The organism is Psychrobacillus sp. NPDC093180 (genome assembly GCF_044754065.1).
GTDB lineage: Bacteria > Bacillota > Bacilli > Bacillales_A > Planococcaceae > Psychrobacillus.
The window spans coordinates 240686-264457 of record NZ_JBIVOJ010000003.1; the positions used below are offsets into that span (position 1 = coordinate 240686).

Sequence of the window (23772 nt, forward strand, 5' to 3'; positions counted from 1 at the left end):
AGTGAAGCTTCGTTTACTTACACTTGCAGCAATGTTTGCAGCTCTATCGGCGATAGGGGCATTCGTTAAAATTCCAGTTGGGATAGGGAGTGCGGCACTTGATACAGTGCCAGCACTTATATCTGCGGCATTTTTATCACCTGTTTATGCTGGTGCTGCATCTTTAATTGGCCATCTATCATCTTCTTTATATGCTGGATTTCCTCTTGGACCACTGCATATAATTATCGCTATCGAAATGTTTTTGATTTTATTCGTGTTCTCGAAGCTGCATCAAGCAGGCCGAAATGTGTGGAAATGGGTATTTTTCATCTTTGCAAATAGTGTGCTTGCAACACTGCCGTTTTACTGGATTATTTCACCTGCATTTTTTGCAACTGCATTACCGGGAATTACAATCGCGACGGTTTTGAACGCTGGCATCGCGATAGTTGTTACACCAGTCTTAGAGCGAGTAATGGAAAGAGTGAAAATGCATGCGTAACGCGGTATTATTGCCAAATGGGCTTGTATTAACAACCGATAACTCAGCTGCAATCGGTGAGAAACAGGCGGATATTGTCCAAGTACCAGATGAAGTCGTTGCTTATTTTGCAGGTAGAGTTGCACTGTTGGAGCAGTGGGCAGCCGGCGCATATCCAGTTTCCATCGTACTACATAATTTTTCTGGCAATAAAAGCTGGGATAAATATATAGCAGGGATGGAGAAATTATTTGGAGAAATAGATCAGCCGTGTCCCGAGATTACTGGCAGCACAGAATCCAACATGGAAACGTTGCAATCAGCGATGGCTGTAACAATGATCGGCACTAAACAAATAACGAGTCCTGAAAATTATGCGTGGTATGTGTACGGAAAACCATGTGTTGGTGAAGAAGTAATGACAGAGTCTGAGAAAATTGCAGACATGAAGAAAATTTTGGACGGTGTGAATAGCGAGTTCGTTCAGAGAGTTTGGCCAGTTGGTTCATCTGGAATTACAGGAGAATGCGAACAACTTGGTTTATCTTGCGAGTTAAAAGAATGGGACACAGAGAAATCGGCAGGTCCAGCAACTTCGGTACTACTTGGTATTGCAAATGATCTAGTGGAAGAAGCAAGACAGCATTTTGGACAGTATTTTGAGAAAATAAATTAATCGGAAGAGGCTATCTCGTATAGGGATAGCCTTTTCATATGAAATTTAATCACGCTTAACCATATTAAAACAGTTGTTAGCAAACAATCCCCTATTCAAACTTCTTTTTAATATATTTCATTTTAAATAAAAAGAAAATTCTAAAATATTTTAATATATTACAATATGGTTCTTGGAATAATAAACTCACCATATTTAATAAAAGATGCCAATACAATACTATTCTTCCTAATATCGTTGCAATAACGCAACGAATAAAACTTTCCTAATATCATATAGTTAAACTTTTGCAACAAATATCGTCTAGTTGATGCACCGAGTGAAATTGATACATAAAAACCTTTATGCTACTGTTGTTGTAATACGATGAGGAACATAAAAATAAAAAATTGAACTAATATATAGCTCAAAAAACTGTTGCAAAAATGCAACAGTTGAAAGTAGGTGTAAAAATGGAAACATCCATTTCGATTCAACCGGTTGGTGTATACAAAACTACGCTCCATTCATTGCATATAGTTGTGAAAGATTTTATGGAACAACAATATCAATACGGAATCGTTTTAAATCGACTAGGCAAAGTAGAAGGGTTTTTCACAAGTACCGAGTTACTCAAGCATTGTTATGAAATAGGATTCGATTATGTAGAAGATATGGAATCATTGATGACTTTGTCAAAAGTGCTCAATAAAAAATTTGAAATCTTTGACGGTGAACCTGTAACTATTACAGACATGCCGAAAAATAAAGAGTTATATATTTTACGAAAAGACAAAGAAATTGTTGGGGTTATGGACCGTGAAAGTTATCTTTCTTTTATTGTGAAAAAGCAACAGTTCGAACTATATCACTTTAATACGATATTTAATGCAGTTCCTAGTGGCATTATGGCGGTCAACATTGAAGGCAATGTGACTATGTTAAATCCAGCTGGAGAAAAAATTTCTGGTGTACCAAAGGAAAAAGCCATTGGAAAATTTATTACAGATATCGTGCCACCGGAAGGTCTATTGCAAGTATTACAAGACGGGCAAGGGCATGTGGAAAAATATAAAGTACGAAAAAGATGGTATATATCGTACCGGGAACCTATTTTTGATGGAAAGCAACTTGTTGGTGCAGTTGGCGTTTTCGATGATATTTCAAAAATAGAGAAGTTATCATCGGAGCTAGATACTGTGAGAGAACTTGTAAAAGAAAATGAGGCATTAATGGGGAATAGCGAAAACGGGATCGCCATTGTAGATATAGCCGGTAATATTTTGAGGAAAAATAATCAATTTCAACAACTATATTTGTCCATTATTAATGACAAAAATCATATGGAAATCTTTTTTAGGACGATAAACGATGTAGTTAGATCAAAGAAAATACAGCATTACGAAGGAACGATTGGGCAAGGGGTGGTATGTCACTTTCAATTTGAGCCTGTGTTAGAAGAAGAAACTACTCATAAAATCATCGTGCGAGTAAGAGATATTACGGCTAAAAGAGTAGCTGAACATCAAATGATACAGATGAAAAAAACATTAAAGAATTTACTGTACATGGAGCAATCCATTCCATATATTCACAAAAGTATAGAAATGAATGACATTGCAAAGGAAATCCTTAAAATTGCTAAAGTGAGTGCACCAGTCCTTATTAAAGGTGAAATTGGAACAGGCCGTACTAAGTTAGCAAAAGAAATTATGCAAAACAGCGATCGAAAAAATGCTCTTTTTATAGAAATTGATTGCCGAGGAAAAAGTTATGCTGAATTGAAAAAGGTATTAGTAGGAGAACCACACCAGTTTTTGCGCTTATTAAAAACAGTAGAAGGCGGCATCTTGTACATAAAAAACATAGATTTTTTACCTTTTACATTGCAAGAGCAACTAGCAAATCTTATTATGCACCAATCTAAAGAACAGTCTGGAACAAAAGTGGATGTAAGGTTTATAGCTTCTCTAAGTAAAGAAATAGCTTTTGACGGACCTCATGCTTTTAGTGAACGATTGTATTATTTAATAAATGCCATGACCGTTACCGTTCCACCTTTAGAAACGAGAATAGATGATGTTAAATTGATTGTGCAACAGTTTATAAGACTACTACAAGAGAAATATAATCGGGAAATCATATGGACCGAGGATGCGCTAGATTTTATCGTCTCTACTAAATGGGAACGTAATTTTCTAGATATTCAGGAATGCTTAGAACAAGTTGTTGTTACTTGGCCAGATGCAGTCCTTACTAAAGAACAGTTGATATATTACTTAAAAGATAAAGAGCAGGAATTAAAAAAAGCGATTGTGGTCAATAAAATCATTCCATTAAAGCAAGCAGTGATGGAAGTGGAAAAAGAATTAATTGAACTGCTTAGTACACAACAGATTTCCTATAGAAAAATGGCTAAAATTTTAGAAGTCAATGCCTCTACTATTATCAGAAAAGTGAAAAATATAGAAAATGATAATAAAACTTTGCAGGAAGAATAGGAGTGAAACTAGATGGTACAAGAAATTACAGTTGTAGGTGCAGGCATTATGGGGAGTGGCATTGCCTATACAAGTGCATTAAATGGTTTTTCAGTCGTATTGCAAGATATTGCGGAAGCTAGCCTTTTGAAAGCAAAAAAAGAAATTGAAAAGCTAGCCTTGCATAGTGAGGAAAAAGGATTCATCACGACTCAGCAAAAAGAAAGCGCTTTAAAAAGGATAACATATGAATCCGATTTAGAAATCGCTGTGCAACAAGCAGAATTAGTCATCGAAGCAGTTATAGAAAACATGGACGTAAAAATAGAGCTGTTTCAGAAACTAGATCATCTATGTCATCCGAATGCTATTTTAGCGACTAATACATCTTCCCTTAGTCCAACGGAAATCGGCGGACAAACTTCGCGGCCGGGTAAAGTGGTTGCAATGCATTTCTTCAATCCTGTACACAAAATGAAATTAGTAGAAATCATACGAGGGCTTGATACAACAGACGATACAGTAGCTGTGATTAAAGCGGTAACGGAACAATTGCAAAAAGAATCAGTAGAAGTAAATGAGTTCCCGGGATTTGTTACATCACGCATGAATGTACTTATTGGCAATGAAGCAATGAATATGTTAATGGAAGGTGTTGCATCAGCGGAAGATATCGATAAAGCGATCAAACTCGGTTTAAATCATCCGATGGGTCCTTTTGAAATGGGTGATCTTGTAGGATTGGATACACGTTTACGAACATTGGAATATTTATATAAAACATTAGGTGAAAAATATAGACCAAGTCCTCTTCTAGTGAAATATGTGAAGGCAGGTCGGCTCGGTAAAAAAACTGGCAAAGGTGTTTACGATTACAGGGAGGAGTGATGGATATTGTTCACATTTGAAAATATTCAACTAGAAGTAGAGCAACAGATTGCCTATATTACGCTCAATCGTCCAGAAGTTCGAAATGCATTAGATACCAAAATGCAACAAGAGTTAGAGAAAGCTTTTGAATATGTAGAAAAACAGCAAGATATTCGCATTGTCATCGTGCAAGGTGCAGGTGGAAAAGCATTTGCAGCGGGTGCGGATATAAAAGCTTTGCATGAACGGCCAACACTTGATGCGCTAATGCCAGGAATGCAAGGATTATATACAAAAATTGAACAGTGTACGAAAGTGACAATCGCCGTTGTTAACGGATATGCGCTTGGTGGTGGTTGTGAGTTAGCGATGGCTTGCGATTTAAGAATTGCTACAGAAAAGGCGAAATTTGGATTGCCCGAGTTAAATCTTGGCATTATACCGGGTGCTGGTGGCACGCAGCGCTTACCACGATTAATCGGAAAAGGACGTGCACTCGATTTAATCTTAACAGGCAGGATCATTGATGGTGTGGAAGCAGAGCGTATTGGATTAGTGAACTATTATACGACCGAAGAAGAGCTAGATGAGACACTTGCTTCCATTACATCCGCTATTTTGAAAAAAGGACCAATGGCCTTGCAGTTAGCGAAGTTTGCAGTTAATCGTGGAGTTGATGTAGATATGCAGACGGCACAATGGATGGAGAAATTATCGACAGCGGTTTTATTTGGAACAGAAGATAAAGAAGAAGGTACAAGAGCTTTCATGGAAAAAAGGGATGCGGTATTTATAAACAAATAATAGGGGGGAAGCATAATGAATTTCCGATTTTCCGAGGAAATAGAGTCATTAAAAGAGATCGTAAGAAAGTTCGTAAGAGAAGAAGTAGAACCAGTTGCCAATCAAATTGAAGAGGAAAATGTGATTCCTCCTCATCTCGTATCGATGTCAAAGGAAATGGGGTTATTTGGTCTTAGCATCCCGGAAGAGTATGACGGATTAGGTTTAAGTATGGTAGATAAATGCGCGATTCTTGAAGAGCTTGCAAAAACACATAATGGCTACACAACATTGATATCTTGTCATATCGGCATTGGTTCTGTAGGACTTGTTGAATTCGGAAACGAAGAACAAAAAAAGAGGTATTTGCCGAAAATGGCGACTGGAGAATGGATAGGTGCTTTTGCATTAACGGAGCCTGATGCAGGTTCCAATGCGGCTAATCTAAAAACAACCGCTGTAAGGCGTGGAGATAATTACATTTTAAATGGTTCTAAGCACTATATTACAAATGCACATGATGCACATGTATTTACAGTAATGGCGGTGACAGACCCGACAAAAGGCACTCGTGGAATTACTTCTTTTATCGTAGAAAAAGGAACGCCGGGCTTTGAGATTGGCGCACCGGAAAAGAAACTAGGTCTCCGGGGCTCCAATTCAGCTGAACTTTACTTTGAAAATGTAGAAATACCAGCTGAAAATGTGCTCGGTACAGAAGGAGAAGGGTATATTAATGCACTGAAAATTTTAGCAAATGGACGTGCAGGTATGGCAGCAAGGTGTTTGGGCTCCTCTGAACGTTTGTTAGAACATTCGATGGAACATGCGCTAGAACGTAGGCAGTTTGACCAACCAATTTTTAACTTCCAAGCAATTCAGCATATGATCGCCGATATGGCATTGCAAATTGAATCATTGCGCTCGTTTACATACCGGGTAGCATGGATGGTCGATCAAGGGGAGCGAGTTGTGAAGGAAGCAGCTATGGTAAAGCTTTACGGTTCAGAAGTATATAACAAAGTAGCCGATAGTGCTCTTCAAGTGCACGGTGGATTAGGCTATATGAAAGACTATCCAATTGAGCGTTTTTTCAGGGATGCACGTATTACGAGAATTTATGAAGGCACATCTGAAATACAACGGAATATTATTGCATCTGAATTAAATAGAGAGTATACGCCTAGGAGGTAAGTTGGATGAGAGATGTTTACATTGTGGAAGGGGTTCGTACTGCTATCGGGAAACTTGGTGGGGCTTTTAAAGAAGTGCAAGCGGATCTATTAGCAGCCCACGTCATTCGAGGACTCTTACAGAAAACAAACCATTCCTTTGAAGTAGATGAAGTGATTTTAGGACAAGCAAGACAAAGTGCAGATGCAGCAAATATTGCACGGGTTGCAGCGCTTCACGCGAAGCTAGGAGAAGGCGTAACGGGTTATACTGTGCACCGACAATGTGGCTCTGGCTTACAGGCGATTAATAACGCTGCGCAACAAATAGCGCTAGGTTTACATGATGTTGTCATTGCAGGTGGTACAGAGAGTTTAAGTACTGCACCGTATTATTTACGAAATGCTAGATACGGATTTAATGTAGGAAATGGCGTGTTATGTGACCCGAATACAGAGAGCCAAATCCACTCGCAACCAATCGATCAATACGGCACATTCACAATGGGTTATACAGCTGAAAATCTAGCGGAAAAATATCATATTTCGAGAGAAGCACAAGATGACTTCGCCCTTCGAAGTCAGCAATTAGCATTACTAGCAATTGCAGAAGGTCGTTTTGAAGAGGAAATTATCCCATATGAGATAAAAAATCGAAAATTGAACGTGCAAGTCGCAGTAGATGAGCATCCACGTCAAACCTCACTCGATTCGCTAGGGAATTTAAAGGCTGTTTTCAAAGAAGGTGGAACAGTAACAGCAGGTAACTCAAGTGGTAGAAATGATGGTGCTTCGGCGTTACTACTAATGACAAAAGAAAAGCTGGAGGCATATGGTTTACAACCGAAAGCGAAAATTATCACCCAAGCAGTTGCAGGTGTTTCACCAGAACTAATGGGAATTGGACCAGTACTATCTACGCAAAAAGCGTTAAAACAAGCAAACTTGACGCTTCAAGACATAGATGTAATTGAACTGAATGAAGCATTTGCTGCACAAGCTTTAGCCGTTATACAAGAAGCAGGGATGGAGCTAGACAAAGTAAATGTCAACGGAGGAGCAATTGCGCTTGGTCACCCAATTGGAGCAACAGGTGCAATTTTAACGACAAAACTTATATATGAATTACAAAGACAAAAAGCGCGTTATGGATTAGTGACATTATGTATTGGCGGTGGACAGGGCATTACTACCATTATAGAAAACTGTCAGTATTCTAACTAGAATAAGCGAACAAAAAAGGGGAATATACGTATGTTAAATTTTGAATTTTCAGATGAGCAAGAGCAGTTTAGAAAGATTTTACGAGATTTTGCTAAAGAAGAACTGCTCCCCCATTATACAAAATGGGATCGTGAAGGCATTACACCTAGGCATCTATGGAAAAGGCTCGGCGATTTAGGGGTCAATGGTTTACGGATTCCGGAAGAGTATGGTGGCAGCGGGGCTGATTGTGTCACGACAGGTATCGCAGCAGAAGAAATTGGAAGAGGCGACTTTAATCTAACATATGCAGTCATGTTAAATGCCTTAATCGGTGAGATTATTGCCAAACACGGTAGTGCAGATTTAAAAGGAGAGTGGCTTCCACAAATTGCAAGCGGTGACAAAATCGTTGGTATTGCGATTACAGAACCATCTGCTGGAACAGATGCTGGGGGAATCCAATCGACAGCAAAATTAGATGGCGACTATTACGTACTAAATGGAGAAAAGTCCGGCATTAGCGTAGCCACTTGCGGCGATGCATTTATTATTTTTGCTAAAACAGATCCATCACTCGGCAATAGAGGAATTAGCGCATTTCTAGTACCAGCCGAGTTGGACGGACTAGAAACAAAAGGTTATGAAGATATGGGTAATATTCCTATTGGTCGGGGTTCCCTTTATATGAATGATGTCAAAGTTCCGGTTGCAAACTTAATCGGCAATGAAAACAAAGGATTTTCTCAAGTTATGAATGGCTTCGATTTAAGTCGCTTACTTATCGGCTTGCAATGCGTAGGAACGGCGATGCAAAGTATTGACGAAACGATTGAACATGTGAAAATTAGAAAATCATTTGGTCGTCCCTTAGCAACATACCAAGCAGTGTCATTTTCCCTAGTAACGCATTTTACTCAGCTAGAACTTATCAAATGGCAAGCATATCGAGGATTATGGCTCCGCGATAACAATTTGGAACATTCGAAGGAATCTTCTAGCGTAAAATGGTTAGGTCCCAAATATAGTGTAGAAGCAATTCATGAATGTTTATTGTTAAATGGTCACTATGCGTATACGAAAGAAATGCCTTTAGAGCAACGTTTACGAGATGTTATTGGATTAGAAATTGGAGATGGTACTGCGCAAGCAAACCAAATGGTCATTGCAAAAAGCATTATTGGAAAAGAGTTCCGTACTTACTAAAAAACAAAGGGGATAGGAACAATGGAAACGACAAAAAACACAACCGAAAATACAGTGCAAATCGATTTGACGGATATTTTATATGAAAAGAAAGATGGAATTGCAAAAATTACAATTAACCGACCAGCCGTTTATAACGCATTTCGTGCACAGACGATTCAGCAGCTAATCTGGGCTTTTCGAGATGCATGGGACGATTTGCGAATTGGAGCGGTCATTCTAACGGGTGCAGGTGAAAAGGCTTTTTGTGTAGGGGGTGACCAAAAAGAAAAAGGAAATGAAGGCGGTTATGATTATTCCGGTGGTTTAGGCGGTGGAATCGGTCTTGAAATAGAATCACTACATCAAGTAATTCGTAATATTCCAAAGCCTGTTATTGCGGCTGTTAATGGGTTCGCTATTGGAGGAGGGCATGTATTACATGTAATTTGTGATTTAACCATTGCCGCAGATACTGCGAAGTTTGGGCAAAGTGGACCGAAAGTCGGGAGCTATGATGCAGGTTTCGGTTCTGCTTACTTAGCGCGTATCGTTGGGGAAAAGAAAGCTCGTGAAATTTGGTACTTATGTGAACAGTATACTGCAGAAGAATGTAAAGAAATGGGGCTTGTCAATAAAGTCGTACCTGCCAATGAATTGCAACAAGCAGCTCAAGAATGGGCGGAAAAGATTTTGCAAAAAAGCCCCACAGCTATTCAAATGCTTAAATACTCGTTTAATGCAGATAGTGCCAACATACAAGGCATTTCGCAGCTTGCAATGGGGAGCTTGGCGATGTTTTATAACACACCAGAATCGAACGAAGGAAAAGAAGCATTTTTAGAAAAACGACCAGTCAACTTCAATAAATTCCGTGGATAATGAGGGAGGAAAAGGATGAAACTCGAAACGTTATTAACTGCGAATCTGATAGATGGGTATCAATCTGTTTGGCCGTATAAAACGATTTTGAATTACTTGAACGATGCAATCGAAAAGTATCCACAGAAAGAAGCAATTATTGATAAAAATTCTCGTTATACATACGAGGAATTAGGCAAGATGGTCGACCGAGTAGCATTAGGTTTATTAGAACTAGGCATTGAAAAAGGTGATGTTGTATCTATACAACTGCCTAATTGGAATGAATTTATCATACTCCACTACGCGATTACTAGAATTGGAGCTATTACAAACCCGTTAATTCCAATTTATCGAGAACGCGAAATTTCCTATATGGTTGGCATGGTTGAATCAAAAGTACTTATTATTCCATCAAAGTTTAGAAATTATGATTATGTACAAATGGTACAAGCGATTCGACCAAAACTACCTTCACTAAAGCATTTGTTTGTGATGGGCGATGATATTCCGAGTGATGCACAACCATTAAGTTATTTATTTGATACCCCGTGGGAAACGAAGAAAGATCCGAGGATTTTAGATGATATTCAACACGATCCGAATGATGTCACTGAAATTATATTTACTTCAGGCACAACAGGTAATCCGAAAGGGGTTATGCACACGCATAATACACTATGCGTGTCGACTAATTTTTGGATTGAACGTTTGCAGTTAACAAGTGAGGATGTCATGTTTATGGCTTCTACTTTTGCGCATCAGACAGGATTTGGATATGGCGTTCGCTTACCTACACATATTGGTGGAACCGCTGTATATCAAGATATATGGAATCCCGAAGAGTTTTTACGATTAGTAGAAAAGGAAAAGATTACGTTTACAGCTGGTGCAACGCCATTTTTGCAAGATACAATCCAATCACCCGATATTGAGCAATATAATTTAGATTCACTGCGTGCATTCGTAGCAATTGGTGCACCGATACCACGGCCACTTATTAGAAAGGCAGCGGATATCGTCCGCTTTTCCACCCTGTCCGGGTGGGGGCAAACAGAAGATGGGCTAGTGACGCTTACTAAGTTGAATGATTCAGAAGAAAAATTAACAAATACAGACGGCGTTGCTCTTCCGAGTATGGCAGTGAAAGTCGTGGATGCGGATTTCAATGATCTACCCGCAAACGTAGAAGGTAGCTTACTTTGTAAAGGTCCAGCTCTGTTTGTCGGTTATTTAAAACAAATGGAACAAACGCTTTCGGAATTTCATGATGGATGGTTTATAACTGGTGACCGTGCAATCATGGATGAAGACGGATATATTCGAATATCTGGACGAAACAAAGATGTCATAATTCGAGGCGGTGAAAATATTCCCGTCGCATATATTGAAAATATTTTGTATGAACATCCAGATGTAGCAATCGCCCAAATTGTTGCGATGCCTGACTTACGCTTGCAAGAAAAAGCATGTGCTTTTATCCGAATGAAACCTAATACAACACCGCTTACATTACCACTTCTTCAAGTTTTCTTAGAAGAAAAAGGGGTAGCAAAACAGTATTGGCCAGAGCGATTAGAAATACTTGAAAACTTCCCGCAGACAGCAAGTGGGAAAATACAAAAGTTTAAATTACGCGAACTGATTACAGAGGATGTTACAAACTAAGGCAGGGGGAAATGAACATGACAAATAAAGTCGCTTTTATTACAGGGGCTGGACGAGGGATTGGTAGACAAATTGCATTGACGCTAGCAGCTAAAAATGTAACAACTATTGTGTCGGATGTGAACGATGCAAATGCAAATGAAACAGTATCACTCATAGAACAAGCTGGTGGAGAAGCAATTGCAGTGTATTGTGACGTAACCAAATTGAGCAGTGTAGAAGAAGCTGTGCAGGAAGCCGTAAGTAAATTAAGTCGTATTGATATACTAGTGAATAATGCAGGATGGGATAAAATTGAACCATTCTTAAAAAGTGAACCATCTACTTGGGAAACGATTTTAAATATTAACCTATTAGGTCAAATTCATACGTGTAAAACAATACTTCCGCTCATGATTGAAAATGGATACGGAAAAATTGTCAATATTTCCTCTGATTCTGGACGGGTTGGTTCAAGTGGAGAAGCAGTTTATTCCGCAGCAAAGGGCGGTGTAATTGCGTTTACGAAAACATTGGCACGCGAAATGGCAAGACATAAAATTAATATAAATAGCATAGCGCCAGGACCTGCGGATACACCGTTATTCAAGGAAATTGGCGAATATAATGCTGGCATCGCTGAAGCACTTATTAAAGCGATTCCATTTAGACGACTTGCGCAGCCAGAAGATATTGCAAATGCAGTAGCATTTCTATCTTCAGAAGAGGCGAATTATATTACAGGCCAAGTATTATCGGTCAATGGTGGATTGGCAATGGTGTAAAAAGTACAATCAACAGGAGCCAACTTTGACTCCTGTTTTTTTCTATCTAGAAAGGAAGTGTGGAAAATGGGGAACTCACTAAGTGGCCGCATAATTTTAGTTACAGGGGCTGCAAATCGAATTGGAAAGGCAATAGCCATTGCAGCAGCAAATGAAGGAGCAACTATTGCACTGCATTATAACCATTCTGCCGAACAAGCAGTGATAACAGCTAAAGAAATTGAACAATTAGGGAGCCAAGTTGCTTGTTTTCAATCAAATATCGCCAACTTAGAGGATGTACAAAAGATGCACAAAGCTATCCAAGAGCAACTAGGAACAGTGTATGGAGTAATAAACAATGCAGGATATGGACAAATGAAGCCTTTCTTTGATTATGAACCAAATGAATGGAAACAAGAAATCGATGTTTGTTTAAATGCGGTTTTAAACTTAGCCTACACATTTGTCTCATCTATGAAAGAACAAGAAGAAGGCAAGTTTATTACGATTGTAGGCGACTCAGCGCGCACCGGTGATCGCAAGCTCATCGTATCAGCAGCGGCGAGAAATGGAGTGATAAGTTTTATGAAGTCTTTAGCGCAAGAAGTAGGGAGACAACAAATTCAGTGTAACACCGTCTCACTCGGTTTAATTGATCAAGATGACTTGCAAATGGGAGAAGATATATATCGTAAAGTTGTAAAAGGGTATCCGCTTCACCGTTTAGGCAAGCCAGAAGATATTACAGGGATGATGAAGTTTTTATTGAGCGATCAATCCGATTGGATCACAGGCCAAGTGTTTTCTATCAACGGTGGTCATAGTATGTTAGGCTAATGGAAAAAGAGAAGATTAATTTAGACTATTCTTGAAAATAATTATTGACTGAATGCTCATTCAGTTTTAATATTAAATTAATTCTTTATTAATCTATTAGCCTAATGGTATTCTATGCATAACATCATTTTACGTCTTTAAGGGGGAGAGGATAAGATGAATCCATTGTTAATCGCTAACTGGGTACTGTTTATCGCAGTTACTTTGTATGCAATTGGTTTGTTCGCATATTTGTTAAAAACAAGATATGCATATATCAAACTTGGGAAAAAAGTGGAGTTTGAAGATAATGTGAAAGAACGACTCCAGAAAATTTGGGTGTATGTATTTGGACAAAAGAAACTGTTAAAGGATAAGAAAAGTGGAGCAATCCATGTCATGTTCTTTTATGGGTTTTTACTTGTTCAGTTTGGAGCTATTGATTTTATTTGGAAAGGTTTAGCGCCTGGTTCGCATTTGCCATTAGGTCCGTTGTATCCAGCGTTTACATTTTTCCAAGAAATCGTGACATTTGTTATTTTAATAGCGGTCGTTTGGGCATTCTACCGACGCTATATTGAAAAATTAGTTCGTTTAAAAAGAGGATGGAAAAGTGGATTAGTTCTTATTTTCATCGGTGGTCTAATGGTTTCCGTTTTAGTAGGTAACGGTATGGGCATGATTTGGCATGATCACGCAGCAACTTGGTCGGAACCGATTGCCTCATCTGTAGCGACAATTTTTGGAATATTGCCAACGGCGGCGGCTATAACTATCTTCTATGCAATGTGGTGGGTGCACCTACTATTCTTGCTAACATTCTTAGTATACGTACCGCAATCGAAGCATTTCCATTTAATCACTGGTCCTGCAAACGTTTACTTCCATCGTTTAGATAATGTGGGGAAATTACGTCCGATCAATTTCGAAGAGGAAGAGGACGAAGAGGCGGATGAAGAAGAAATGCCATCGTTTGGTGTTGGGAATATCCATGAGTTTACCCAAGCACAAATGATCGACTTCTACGCATGTGTAGAATGTGGTCGTTGTACAAATATGTGTCCTGCAACGGGAACAGGTAAAATGCTGTCTCCAATGGACTTAATCACCAAGCTTCGAGATCATTTAACATTTACTGGAGCTGTAGAAACAAAGGCAAAACCTTGGGTACCGGCACTGGCATTCCAAGGGACAAGAGGTAACCAACTTGCAATGGCTGCTGGTGCAGAAGGTGCGATCATCGAAGATATTTATAGCCCGTCCCTGATTGGTGACGTTATTACCGAAGAAGAAATTTGGGCATGTACGACTTGCCGTAACTGTGAAGACCAATGTCCAGTTATGAATGAGCATGTTGATAAAATTATCGACCTTCGCCGTTATTTAGTAATGACAGAAGGAAAAATGGATCCAGATGCACAACGCGCTATGACGAATATTGAGCGTCAAGGAAATCCATGGGGCTTAAACCGTAAAGAGAAAGAAAATTGGAGAGATGCTCGTCCAGAAATTCATATTCCAACAGTGAAAGAAGTATCTAAAGCTGGAGAAGAATTTGAATACTTATTCTGGGTAGGCTCCATGGGATCATTCGATAACCGTTCCCAAAAAATCGCTTTAGCCTTCGCACATTTGATGAACGAAGCTGGAGTGAAGTTTGCGATTCTCGGCAATAAAGAAAAGAACTCTGGCGATACACCACGTCGTCTAGGGAACGAATTTTTATTCCAAGAGCTAGCAACATCGAATATTTCTGAATTTGAAAAAGCTGGTGTCACAAAAATTGTCACTATTGACCCGCATGCATATAATATCTTTAAAAATGAATACAGCGATTTCGGTTGGAACGGGGAAGTGCTTCACCATACAGAAATGCTATACGACTTAGTACAGTCAGGACGCTTGAAACCACAATACGCAGTGGAAGAAACAATTACATTCCATGATTCTTGTTATTTAGGTCGATACAATGATGTCTATGACGCACCACGAGAAGTGTTAAAAGCAATTCCTGGAGTGAAACTAGTGGAAATGGATCGTAATCGTGAAACAGGTATGTGTTGTGGAGCTGGTGGTGGACTAATGTGGATGGAAGAACATGTAGGAAATCGCATCAACGTTGCGCGAACTGAACAAGCGCTTGAAGTGAATCCAACGATAATTTCATCTGGTTGTCCATACTGCTTAACGATGTTATCTGATGGTACGAAAGCAAAAGAAGTAGAAGAAAAAGTAGGCACATACGATATCGCTGAATTACTAGAGAAATCTATTTTTGGTGAATTCACGCCATCGTCTGAAGAAGAAGAAAAAGAAGAAGCAATTGTTTAACAAATATATTGCAAATAGTTTAACAGTTTCGTAAACTAGAAGTAACAGTAAAGGGAGTAGTTGATACTCCCTTTTTCTAACAAGTCAAATTGAGCGAGCGTTCAGTCAGTTAAATTTTTTATTTTATTAGTGATGAAAGCGCATACAAAAGGGGTGGCTATGTTGACAAAAACAGTAATTTTAGATGGGGCACGTACAGCATTTGGTAAGTTCGGTGGAGCACTTAGCAGTTTAACTGCTTCGGATCTTGGAGGAATTGCGATAAAAGAAGCATTAGCTCGCGCAGGGGTAGACGGAGTAGATGTGGATGAAGTAATTATGGGAACTGTATTACAAGCAGGGCAAGGACAAATTCCTTCAAGACAAGCGGCAACAAAAGCGGGAATTCCTTGGTCAGTGAAAACGGAAACGATTAATAAAGTATGTGCTTCTGGTATGAGAAGTGTGACGCTAGCTGATCAATTAATTCGACTTGGTGACGAGGAAATAATTGTTGCAGGTGGAATGGAATCGATGTCGGGAGCTCCTTATTACTTACCAAAAGGTCGATTTGGTCTTCGTATGGGTGATGGTCAAATAGTAGATGGCATGATTTATGATGGACTTTCTTGTTCTTTCCATCCGAAAAAGGTACATATGGGAACATACGGAAACTCTACTGCCGAGAAGTTTGAATTATCACGGGAGAAACAGGATGAATGGTCCTATAGAAGTCATAATCTTGCATTAAAAGCGATTGACAATGGAATTTTAGCAGAGGAAATAGTTACAGTAGAAATACCTCAGCGAAAAGGAGATCCAGTTGTCGTAAAAGAAGACGAAGCACCAAGACGCGATACATCAATCGATTCACTTGCTAAATTGAAACCAGCGTTTGGTAGTGATGGAACAATCACAGCAGGTAACGCGCCAGGGGTTAATGATGGGGCTTGTGCAATCGTTTTGACCAATGAAGAAAAAGCAAAAGAGCTTGGTAAAGAGCCACTGGCATACGTCATTGGACATGCGGAAATCTCGATTGAGCCAGAAAACTTTCCTCAAACACCGGGAATCGTCATCAATAAATTGCTTGATAAAACTGGAAAAAGATTAGAAGATATTGATCTATTTGAAATAAATGAAGCATTTGCAGCAGTAGCACTAGTTAGTAGTCAAATTGCAGGCTTAGATGAGGAAAAAGTGAATGTAAATGGTGGAGCGGTAGCACTTGGTCATCCGATTGGAGCATCTGGTGCAAGAATCATCTTAACACTTGCGTACGAATTAAAACGCCGTGGCGGTGGAATTGGTGTTGCTGCAATTTGTTCAGGCGGCGGGCAAGGGGATGCAATAATGATCGAAGTTCCGAAAACAGGGGGAAATAACGCATGACGATTCAAAAAGTAATGGTAATTGGTGCAGGTCAAATGGGATCGGGAATTGCGCAAGTTTGTGCGCAGGCTGGATTTGAAGTGAAGCTAAATGATCGGGAAGAACAATACTACGAACGTGGTATTCAAACAATTACAAAAAATCTTTCCCGTAATGTGGAAAAAGGTCGCATGACAGAAGAGGAAAAACAAGCAGTACTAAATAATATTACCAAATCACTGTCAATCGAAGACGCAAGCGACGTGGACATCGTGATTGAGGCAGCAGTTGAAAATATGGAAATCAAGCAATCTATTTTCAAACAGCTAGACGAAATCACACCAAAGCACACAATTTTAGCTACAAACACTTCATCGCTACCAATTACAGAAATTGCTGCTGTAACGAATCGCCCGGAACAGGTCATTGGGATGCATTTTATGAATCCAGTTCCTGTCATGAAGCTAGTAGAAATTATTCGTGGTCTTGCAACTTCGGATGAAGTATACACAGCTATTGAAGAGATGACGAAAAAACTAAGCAAAGTACCAGTTGAAGTAAATGACTTTCCAGGTTTCGTCTCCAATCGTATATTAATGCCGATGATCAACGAAGCAATTTACACGCTATATGAAGGGGTTGCTTCTAAGGAAGCGATAGACGATGTAATGAAACTCGGGATGAATCATCCAATGGGTCCACTTCAACTGGCAGACTTTATCGGTTTGGATACTTGTTTATACATTATGGAAATCTTACACGAAGGGTTCGGAGACAGTAAATATCGTCCATGTCCACTGCTTAGAAAATATGTAAAAGCTGGTTGGCTAGGGAAAAAATCAGGTAGAGGTTTCTACATTTACGAGTAAAAGGGGAAAATAAGATGGAGCTAAAGTTTACTGAAGAACAACTTATGATGCGCAACATGGTCAGAGATTTTGCTAAAACAGAAATTGAACCTTTTATCGGCCGCATGGAGCAAGGGGAATTTCCTCGTGAAATCATTCGGAAAATGGGGGAGCTAGGGCTAATGGGTATTACGGTCCCAGAGGAATACGGCGGCTCAGGGATGGATTTTACAAGCTATGTCCTTGCAATTAATGAACTCTCAAAAGTAAGCGCAGTAGTTGGGGTAATTCTTTCTGTGCACACTTCTGTTGGAACAAACCCAATCCTCTATTTTGGCAATGACGAGCAAAAAAATAAATACATTCCAAAGCTTGCAACTGGTGAATACCTAGGAGCATTTTGCTTAACTGAACCGTCCGCTGGATCTGATGCGGGAGCATTGAAAACAAAAGCTGTAAAGAAAGACGACCACTATGTACTGAATGGTTCTAAAGTATTTATAACAAATGGTGGAGAAGCAGATGTAAACATTGTTTTTGCTTCGACAGATCCTTCTCAAGGCTCCAAAGGAATTACAGCATTTATCGTAGAAAAGGATACGCCAGGTTTCATTGTTGGAAAAGACGAAGAAAAAATGGGCTTGCACGGCTCTAGAACAGTTCAGCTGACGTTTGAAGATATGAAAATTCCTGTAGCAAATAGACTTGGTGAAGAAGGCGACGGATTTAAAATCGCAATGGCGAACTTAAACACAGGGCGCATCGGAATCGCAACGCAAGCGCTAGGCATCGCAGAAGCGGCCTTCGAGGCAGCAGTTGCGTATTCAAAAGAGCGCATTCAATTCGGCAAGCCAATTGCTGCGAATCAAGGAGTAGGCTTCAAACTTGCAGATATGGGGACTGCAGTAGAGGCAGCGAAACTCCTTGTCTACCGAGCGGCAAGTCTTCGCGATCAAGGAGCACCTTGCGGTAAAGAAGCATCGATGGCAAAACTATTTGCCACCAAAACAGCAGTAGAAGTAGCAATTGAAGCAGTGCAGGTTTTCGGTGGATACGGCTACACAGAGGACTATCCAGTAGAACGCTATTTCCGTGACGCGAAAGTAACGGAAATTTACGAAGGCACTAGTGAAATTCAAAGAATCGTAATTAGTAAACACATAACTAATTAAAGTATCTTCCAATAAACGGTGAGAAGAGACGAACTTAACAGTGAACGCGACATAACAAAAAAGGGGCGGGATACACAATGAACTTTCAACTTTCAGAAGAGCATGAAATGATTCGTAAAATGGTACGTGATTTTGCAGAAAACGAAGTAGCACCAACAGCAGCAGAGCGTGACGAAGAAGAACGTTTTGACCGTGAAATCTTCGATAAAATGGCAGAACTTGGCTTAACGGGTATTCCTTGGCCAGAAGAATATGGCGGAATCGGTTCTGACTATCTTGCTTATTGTATCGCTGTAGAAGAACTTTCTCGTGTTTGTGCTTCCACGGGAGTTACACTTTCTGCACATACTTCACTTGCAGGATGGCCGATCTTCAAATATGGCAATGAAGAGCAAAAGCAAAAATATCTTCGCCCAATGGCTGAAGGCACTAAAATCGGTGGTTACGGTTTAACAGAAGCTGGCTCTGGTTCAGATGCAGGAGGCATGAAAACGACAGCTAAACTAGATGGTGACCACTACGTTTTAAACGGATCTAAAATCTTCATTACAAATGGTGGAATTGCAGATATTTATGTTGTATTTGCGGTAACAGATCCAGAATCGAAGCATAAAGGAACGAGCGCATTTATCGTGGAGGCAGATTTCCCAGGATTCTCGGTAGGGAAAAAAGAAAAGAAACTAGGCATTCGTTCTTCACCTACAACGGAAATTATTTTCGATAATTGCCGCATACCAAAAGAAAACCTCCTTGGGGAAGAGGGAGAAGGCTTTATCATCGCGATGAAAACTTTAGATGGTGGACGAAACGGGATTGCTGCTCAAGCAGTTGGAATCGCACAAGGCGCATTAGATGCAGCGGTCGGATATTCAAAAGAGCGCGTGCAATTTGGTAAGCCAATCGTTGCGAACCAAGGGGTATCCTTTAAACTAGCGGATATGGCGACAGCAACAGAAGCATCACGACTACTTACGTATCAAGCAGCGTGGTTGGAATCGAATGGGCTTCCTTACGGAAAAGAATCCGCGATGGCGAAGTTAATGGCTGGAGATACAGCGATGAAAGTAACAACAGAAGCTGTGCAAGTTTTCGGTGGATACGGATATACAAAGGATTATCCAGTCGAGCGTTATATGCGCGATGCAAAAATTACTCAAATATACGAGGGAACACAAGAAATTCAACGACTTGTTATTTCTCGTATGTTGACGAAGTGATAGATGCCTATGGAAAAGCATGAAGTACTGACATCTATAAAAGATGAAAGTCTCATCGAAAAAAGACGCCATCAAATGATCCGTGCTGGTGTGACGCTATTCAAACAAAAAGGCTTTCACCGAACGACAACAAGAGAAATTGCAAAAGAATCCGGCTTTAGTATCGGAACGCTATATGAGTACATTCGGACAAAGGAAGATTTGCTCTATTTAGTTTGCGACAGTATTTACAATGAAGTGCATAACAAACTATCGCAAATTCCACTGCAAAACGGCACGACGCACGGGCTTAAAAATGCGATACGTCAATATTACGAGGTCATTGACGATATGCAGGATGAATTCGTCGTGATGTATCAAGAAACAAAATCCTTACCTAAAAGTGCATTGCAATACGTACTTTCCAAAGAGTTGGAAATGGTTGAAATTTTTCGTAGTATTCTGATTGGCTGTCAACAAGCTGGGGAACTTGAGCTAACAGATACACAAATCAATCTGTATGCTCATACACTTGTCGTTCAAGGGCAAATGTGGGCATTTAGAAGATGGGCGCTCGGCAAAGAATATTCGCTCGAACAATTTACTGAATTACAAATACAGTATGTACTGAAGGGGATGGGACAGTAAATGGTTACTAAACAAAGGGGGAGCAACATGTCTTCTGTAGAAGTATATCGTCCAAAAAATCATATTCGTTTTGTCACAGCATCGAGTCTTTTTGACGGGCATGACGCATCGATTAATATAATGCGTCGTATTTTACAAGGTAGCGGGGCAGAAGTCATTCACTTAGGCCATAATCGTTCCGTAGAAGAAGTCGTGAATGCTGCGATTCAAGAAGACGTTCAAGGAATTGCGATATCTTCCTACCAAGGAGGACATGTAGAGTATTTTAAATATATGAAGGACTTACTCGTAGAACGTGGTGCACCTCATATTCAAATATTTGGTGGAGGCGGCGGAGTAATCATTCCAAAAGAAATAAAAGAGCTGCAAGAATACGGAATATCCGGTATTTTCTCACCAGAAGATGGTCGAAAACTGGGTCTCCAAGGAATGATCAATAAAATACTGGAAGCATGTGATGTACCTACTAAATCGAAAGGTGCCAGCCTAGAAGTGGAATCCGTATCTACGGAGAAACCAGAATTGCTTGCGCACTTAATCACCGTTGCGGAAGAAGCACATCAAACGGGAGATGTCGAAGCAAAAGCGATGATTGAACATGCAAAAAGTATTACAAAAGGTACACCAGTGCTTGGTATTACAGGAACAGGGGGAGCAGGGAAAAGTTCATTAACCGACGAATTAATTCGCCGTTTCCTTCATGACTTGCCAAACAAAAAAATTGCAGTTCTTTCTATTGACCCAACGAAGCAAAAAACTGGTGGCGCGTTACTTGGTGACCGTATTCGCATGAACGCCATCTTCAATAAACGAGTATTTATGCGAAGTCTTGCAACACGTGGATCTCGTACAGAATTATCCGGTGCAATATCGGATGTGCTGGATGTCGTAAAAGCAGCAGGATTCGATCTGATCATTGTAGAAACGAGTGGTATTGGACAAGGGGACGCTGAAATTGCCAATGTATCAGATGTTTCGATGTATGTAATGACAAGCGAGTTCGGTGCACCGTCTCAACTGGAAAAAATCGACATGATTGACTATGCAGACTTAATCGTCATCAATAAATTTGAACGAAAAGGCTCAGAAGATGCGCTTCGCCAAGTGCAAAAGCAATATCAACGAAGCCGTGAATTATGGCATGACGATTTAGATACAATGCCAGTTTACGGGACGATAGCGAGCCAATTTAATGATAAAGGAACGAATTCATTATTTGCAGCATTAATCGGGGTATTAAATGATAAAGCAGGTACAGACTGGGAGACATCCTACGAACAGTTTGTGAAAACACAAAAACAAAACGTTATCATTCCAAACGAACGTCGCTACTATCTTCGTGAAATTACCGATGCAGTTCGTGGGTACCATAAAAAATCTGAAGAACAAGTAGCTTTTGCACGAAGACTATTCCAATTAGAAGGTGCCCTTGAAGCGGTAAAAGAAAAAGCAGCAGATGACGCGCTAGTAAGTTCCCTAGAATCACTTGCTTCAGGTGTACGTGACGAATTAACGGCAGAATCTAAACGTATATTAGAAAAATGGTCTGCTTTAAAAGTAGCTTATGCTGGAGATGAATTTATCACCAAAGTTCGCGATAAGGAGATTCGAACTATCCTTCGTACCGAAAGCCTATCGGGGCTTAAAATACCAAAAGTAGTCCTTCCGAAATTCGCCGATTACGGGGAAATTTTAAGATGGGTGTATAAAGAAAATGTACCGGGATCGTTCCCATATACAGCAGGAGTTTTCCCTTTCAAACGAGAAGGAGAAGACCCGAAACGTCAATTTGCAGGAGAAGGTACACCAGTACGTACGAATCGTCGTTTCCACTATTTATCAAAAGATGATGATGCTAAACGATTGTCTACTGCATTTGACTCTGTAACTTTGTACGGAGAAGATCCGGATCACCGTCCAGATATCTTCGGGAAAGTGGGAGAATCAGGCGTAAGCGTTTGTACGCTAGATGATATGAAACAGCTATATGATGGCTTTGATTTATGTGCACCCTCGACATCGGTATCGATGACGATTAATGGGCCAGCACCAATCATTTTAGCGATGTTCATGAATACAGCAATCGATCAGCAAGTGAAGATTCGAGAAGCAGAACTTGGGCGCACTTTGACTTTGGAGGAATTCACAGAAGTAAAAACAAATACATTGCAAGTCGTTCGTGGAACGGTGCAAGCAGATATTTTAAAAGAAGACCAAGGACAAAATACCTGCATATTCTCAACAGAATTTGCCCTTCGTATGATGGGTGATATTCAACAATATTTTATCAACCAAAAGGTTCGAAATTATTATTCCGTATCGATTTCCGGATATCATATTGCAGAAGCTGGTGCCAATCCGATTTCACAGCTGGCATTCACGCTTTCTAATGGTTTCACGTACGTGGAATACTATTTAAGTCGTGGTATGCATATAGATGATTTTGCACCAAACCTATCATTCTTTTTCTCAAATGGCCTAGATCCTGAGTATACGGTAATTGGCCGGGTTGCTCGTCGTATATGGGCAGTGGTAATGCGAGACAAATACGGTGCAAATGAACGAAGTCAAAAACTAAAATATCATGTGCAAACTTCCGGTCGAAGCTTACATGCGCAAGAAATCGACTTTAATGATATTCGCACGACACTTCAAGCATTAATGGCATTGCAAGACAACTGTAATTCACTTCATACAAATGCGTATGATGAGGCGATTACCACACCAACAGAGGAATCGGTTCGACGTGCAATGGCTATTCAAATGATTATTACAAAAGAACATGGTCTATCGAAAAACGAAAATCCACTGCAAGGTGCTTTCATTATCGAAGAACTAACAGACATAGTGGAAGAAGCCGTTCTTGCAGAGTTTGACCGTATTAACGATCGCGGCGGAGTACTTGGTGCAATGGAAACGCAATATCAACGAGGGAAAATCCAAGAAGAATCAATGTACTACGAGATGAAAAAACATACAGGCGAATTACCTATTATTGGAGTTAACACGTACTTAAATCCTAATCCAGCAAGTGCGGAGGATATCGATAATATGGAAATTGCCCGTGCAACAACAGAAGAAAAAGAATCACAAATAACCAATCTTCGAGAATTCCAAACAAAGCATGCAGAAGAAGCAAGCGTTGCACTTGCCAAGCTGAAGCAAGTAGCAGTATCTGGTGGCAATATCTTCGAAGAGCTGATGCACACAGTCCAAAAAGCAAGCTTAGGACAAATCACCAACGCACTTTATGAAGTAGGCGGACAGTACCGAAGAAATATGTAAAAAGAATTAGTGTCTCGATGTATTATCGGGACACTTTTTT

Annotated in this window: 19 protein-coding genes; all 19 read left to right on the forward strand. The window is 39.9% G+C overall.

The genetic code is table 11. The features are described from left to right. Nucleotide 1: 1 nt before the first annotated feature. Nucleotides 2-484: an ECF transporter S component gene (locus ACIP9W_RS06645; protein ID WP_400787434.1), complete on the forward strand. Its 483-nt coding sequence runs from the start codon at nt 2-4 to the stop codon at nt 482-484. Continuing rightward, nucleotides 477-1139 carry a hypothetical protein gene (locus tag ACIP9W_RS06650; protein WP_400787437.1) on the forward strand — a complete coding sequence of 221 codons (663 nt, stop codon included), beginning with the start codon at nt 477-479 and terminating at the stop codon, nt 1137-1139. The genes ACIP9W_RS06645 and ACIP9W_RS06650 overlap by 8 nt, the downstream gene beginning before the upstream one ends. A gap of 452 nt (nt 1140-1591) precedes the next feature. Further along, nucleotides 1592-3619: a sigma 54-interacting transcriptional regulator gene (locus ACIP9W_RS06655; protein WP_400787440.1), complete on the forward strand. Its 2028-nt coding sequence runs from the start codon at nt 1592-1594 to the stop codon at nt 3617-3619. Between the two features lie 12 nt (nt 3620-3631). Continuing rightward, the gene (locus tag ACIP9W_RS06660; protein ID WP_400787443.1) at nt 3632-4486 is read left to right on the forward strand and encodes a 3-hydroxyacyl-CoA dehydrogenase family protein; all 855 of its coding nucleotides are present in this window, start codon (nt 3632-3634) and stop codon (nt 4484-4486) included. A 6-nt stretch (nt 4487-4492) separates the two neighbouring features. Further along, complete coding sequence (locus ACIP9W_RS06665; protein WP_400787446.1) at nt 4493-5272, forward strand: enoyl-CoA hydratase/isomerase family protein; 780 nt, start codon at nt 4493-4495, stop codon at nt 5270-5272. 15 nt (nt 5273-5287) lie between these two features. Beyond that, the gene (locus ACIP9W_RS06670; protein WP_400787449.1) at nt 5288-6445 is read left to right on the forward strand and encodes an acyl-CoA dehydrogenase family protein; all 1158 of its coding nucleotides are present in this window, start codon (nt 5288-5290) and stop codon (nt 6443-6445) included. 5 nt (nt 6446-6450) lie between these two features. Then, entirely contained in the window at nt 6451-7647 is a 1197-nt protein-coding gene (locus tag ACIP9W_RS06675) for a thiolase family protein (protein ID WP_400787452.1), read from the forward strand. Nucleotides 7648-7677: 30 nt separating this feature from the next. Beyond that, nucleotides 7678-8832 carry an acyl-CoA dehydrogenase family protein gene (locus ACIP9W_RS06680; protein ID WP_400787455.1) on the forward strand — a complete coding sequence of 385 codons (1155 nt, stop codon included), beginning with the start codon at nt 7678-7680 and terminating at the stop codon, nt 8830-8832. 21 nt (nt 8833-8853) lie between these two features. Beyond that, nucleotides 8854-9693 (forward strand): 1,4-dihydroxy-2-naphthoyl-CoA synthase, encoded by an 840-nt coding sequence (gene menB, locus ACIP9W_RS06685; RefSeq protein WP_400787458.1) that lies wholly within the window; start codon nt 8854-8856, stop codon nt 9691-9693. A gap of 15 nt (nt 9694-9708) precedes the next feature. Then, nucleotides 9709-11340 (forward strand): AMP-binding protein, encoded by a 1632-nt coding sequence (locus ACIP9W_RS06690; protein WP_400787460.1) that lies wholly within the window; start codon nt 9709-9711, stop codon nt 11338-11340. Between the two features lie 17 nt (nt 11341-11357). Next, entirely contained in the window at nt 11358-12104 is a 747-nt protein-coding gene (locus ACIP9W_RS06695; protein ID WP_400787462.1) for an SDR family NAD(P)-dependent oxidoreductase, read from the forward strand. Between the two features lie 66 nt (nt 12105-12170). Next, entirely contained in the window at nt 12171-12923 is a 753-nt protein-coding gene (locus tag ACIP9W_RS06700) for an SDR family NAD(P)-dependent oxidoreductase (RefSeq protein ID WP_400787465.1), read from the forward strand. A 156-nt stretch (nt 12924-13079) separates the two neighbouring features. Beyond that, entirely contained in the window at nt 13080-15233 is a 2154-nt protein-coding gene (locus ACIP9W_RS06705; protein WP_400787468.1) for a (Fe-S)-binding protein, read from the forward strand. A gap of 162 nt (nt 15234-15395) precedes the next feature. Further along, nucleotides 15396-16604, forward strand: coding sequence for an acetyl-CoA C-acetyltransferase (locus ACIP9W_RS06710; protein WP_400787638.1), 1209 nt, complete (start codon nt 15396-15398; stop codon nt 16602-16604). Next, a complete protein-coding gene (locus ACIP9W_RS06715; protein ID WP_400787470.1) occupies nt 16601-17452 on the forward strand; it encodes a 3-hydroxybutyryl-CoA dehydrogenase in 852 nt (283 codons plus the stop codon). The genes ACIP9W_RS06710 and ACIP9W_RS06715 overlap by 4 nt, the downstream gene beginning before the upstream one ends. Before the next feature lie 14 nt (nt 17453-17466). Next, nucleotides 17467-18603, forward strand: coding sequence for an acyl-CoA dehydrogenase (locus tag ACIP9W_RS06720; RefSeq protein ID WP_400787472.1), 1137 nt, complete (start codon nt 17467-17469; stop codon nt 18601-18603). Between the two features lie 77 nt (nt 18604-18680). Next, nucleotides 18681-19820, forward strand: a complete 1140-nt coding sequence (locus tag ACIP9W_RS06725; protein ID WP_400787473.1) for an acyl-CoA dehydrogenase — start codon at nt 18681-18683, stop codon at nt 19818-19820. Between the two features lie 9 nt (nt 19821-19829). Next, the gene (locus ACIP9W_RS06730; RefSeq protein WP_400787475.1) at nt 19830-20447 is read left to right on the forward strand and encodes a TetR/AcrR family transcriptional regulator; all 618 of its coding nucleotides are present in this window, start codon (nt 19830-19832) and stop codon (nt 20445-20447) included. 27 nt (nt 20448-20474) lie between these two features. Continuing rightward, complete coding sequence (icmF, locus tag ACIP9W_RS06735; protein ID WP_400787476.1) at nt 20475-23732, forward strand: fused isobutyryl-CoA mutase/GTPase IcmF; 3258 nt, start codon at nt 20475-20477, stop codon at nt 23730-23732. Nucleotides 23733-23772 lie beyond the last annotated feature (40 nt).

Coding starts and splice junctions, on each gene's coding strand:
- ACIP9W_RS06655 (WP_400787440.1), top strand. CDS start 1,592: ATGGAAACATCCATTTCGATTCAACCGGTTGGTGTATACAAAACTACG.
- ACIP9W_RS06705 (WP_400787468.1), top strand. CDS start 13,080: ATGAATCCATTGTTAATCGCTAACTGGGTACTGTTTATCGCAGTTACT.
- ACIP9W_RS06650 (WP_400787437.1), top strand. CDS start 477: ATGCGTAACGCGGTATTATTGCCAAATGGGCTTGTATTAACAACCGAT.
- ACIP9W_RS06700 (WP_400787465.1), top strand. CDS start 12,171: ATGGGGAACTCACTAAGTGGCCGCATAATTTTAGTTACAGGGGCTGCA.
- menB (WP_400787458.1), top strand. CDS start 8,854: ATGGAAACGACAAAAAACACAACCGAAAATACAGTGCAAATCGATTTG.
- ACIP9W_RS06675 (WP_400787452.1), top strand. CDS start 6,451: ATGAGAGATGTTTACATTGTGGAAGGGGTTCGTACTGCTATCGGGAAA.
- icmF (WP_400787476.1), top strand. CDS start 20,475: ATGTCTTCTGTAGAAGTATATCGTCCAAAAAATCATATTCGTTTTGTC.
- ACIP9W_RS06725 (WP_400787473.1), top strand. CDS start 18,681: ATGAACTTTCAACTTTCAGAAGAGCATGAAATGATTCGTAAAATGGTA.
- ACIP9W_RS06690 (WP_400787460.1), top strand. CDS start 9,709: ATGAAACTCGAAACGTTATTAACTGCGAATCTGATAGATGGGTATCAA.
- ACIP9W_RS06670 (WP_400787449.1), top strand. CDS start 5,288: ATGAATTTCCGATTTTCCGAGGAAATAGAGTCATTAAAAGAGATCGTA.
- ACIP9W_RS06730 (WP_400787475.1), top strand. CDS start 19,830: ATGGAAAAGCATGAAGTACTGACATCTATAAAAGATGAAAGTCTCATC.
- ACIP9W_RS06695 (WP_400787462.1), top strand. CDS start 11,358: ATGACAAATAAAGTCGCTTTTATTACAGGGGCTGGACGAGGGATTGGT.
- ACIP9W_RS06680 (WP_400787455.1), top strand. CDS start 7,678: ATGTTAAATTTTGAATTTTCAGATGAGCAAGAGCAGTTTAGAAAGATT.
- ACIP9W_RS06720 (WP_400787472.1), top strand. CDS start 17,467: ATGGAGCTAAAGTTTACTGAAGAACAACTTATGATGCGCAACATGGTC.
- ACIP9W_RS06660 (WP_400787443.1), top strand. CDS start 3,632: ATGGTACAAGAAATTACAGTTGTAGGTGCAGGCATTATGGGGAGTGGC.
- ACIP9W_RS06715 (WP_400787470.1), top strand. CDS start 16,601: ATGACGATTCAAAAAGTAATGGTAATTGGTGCAGGTCAAATGGGATCG.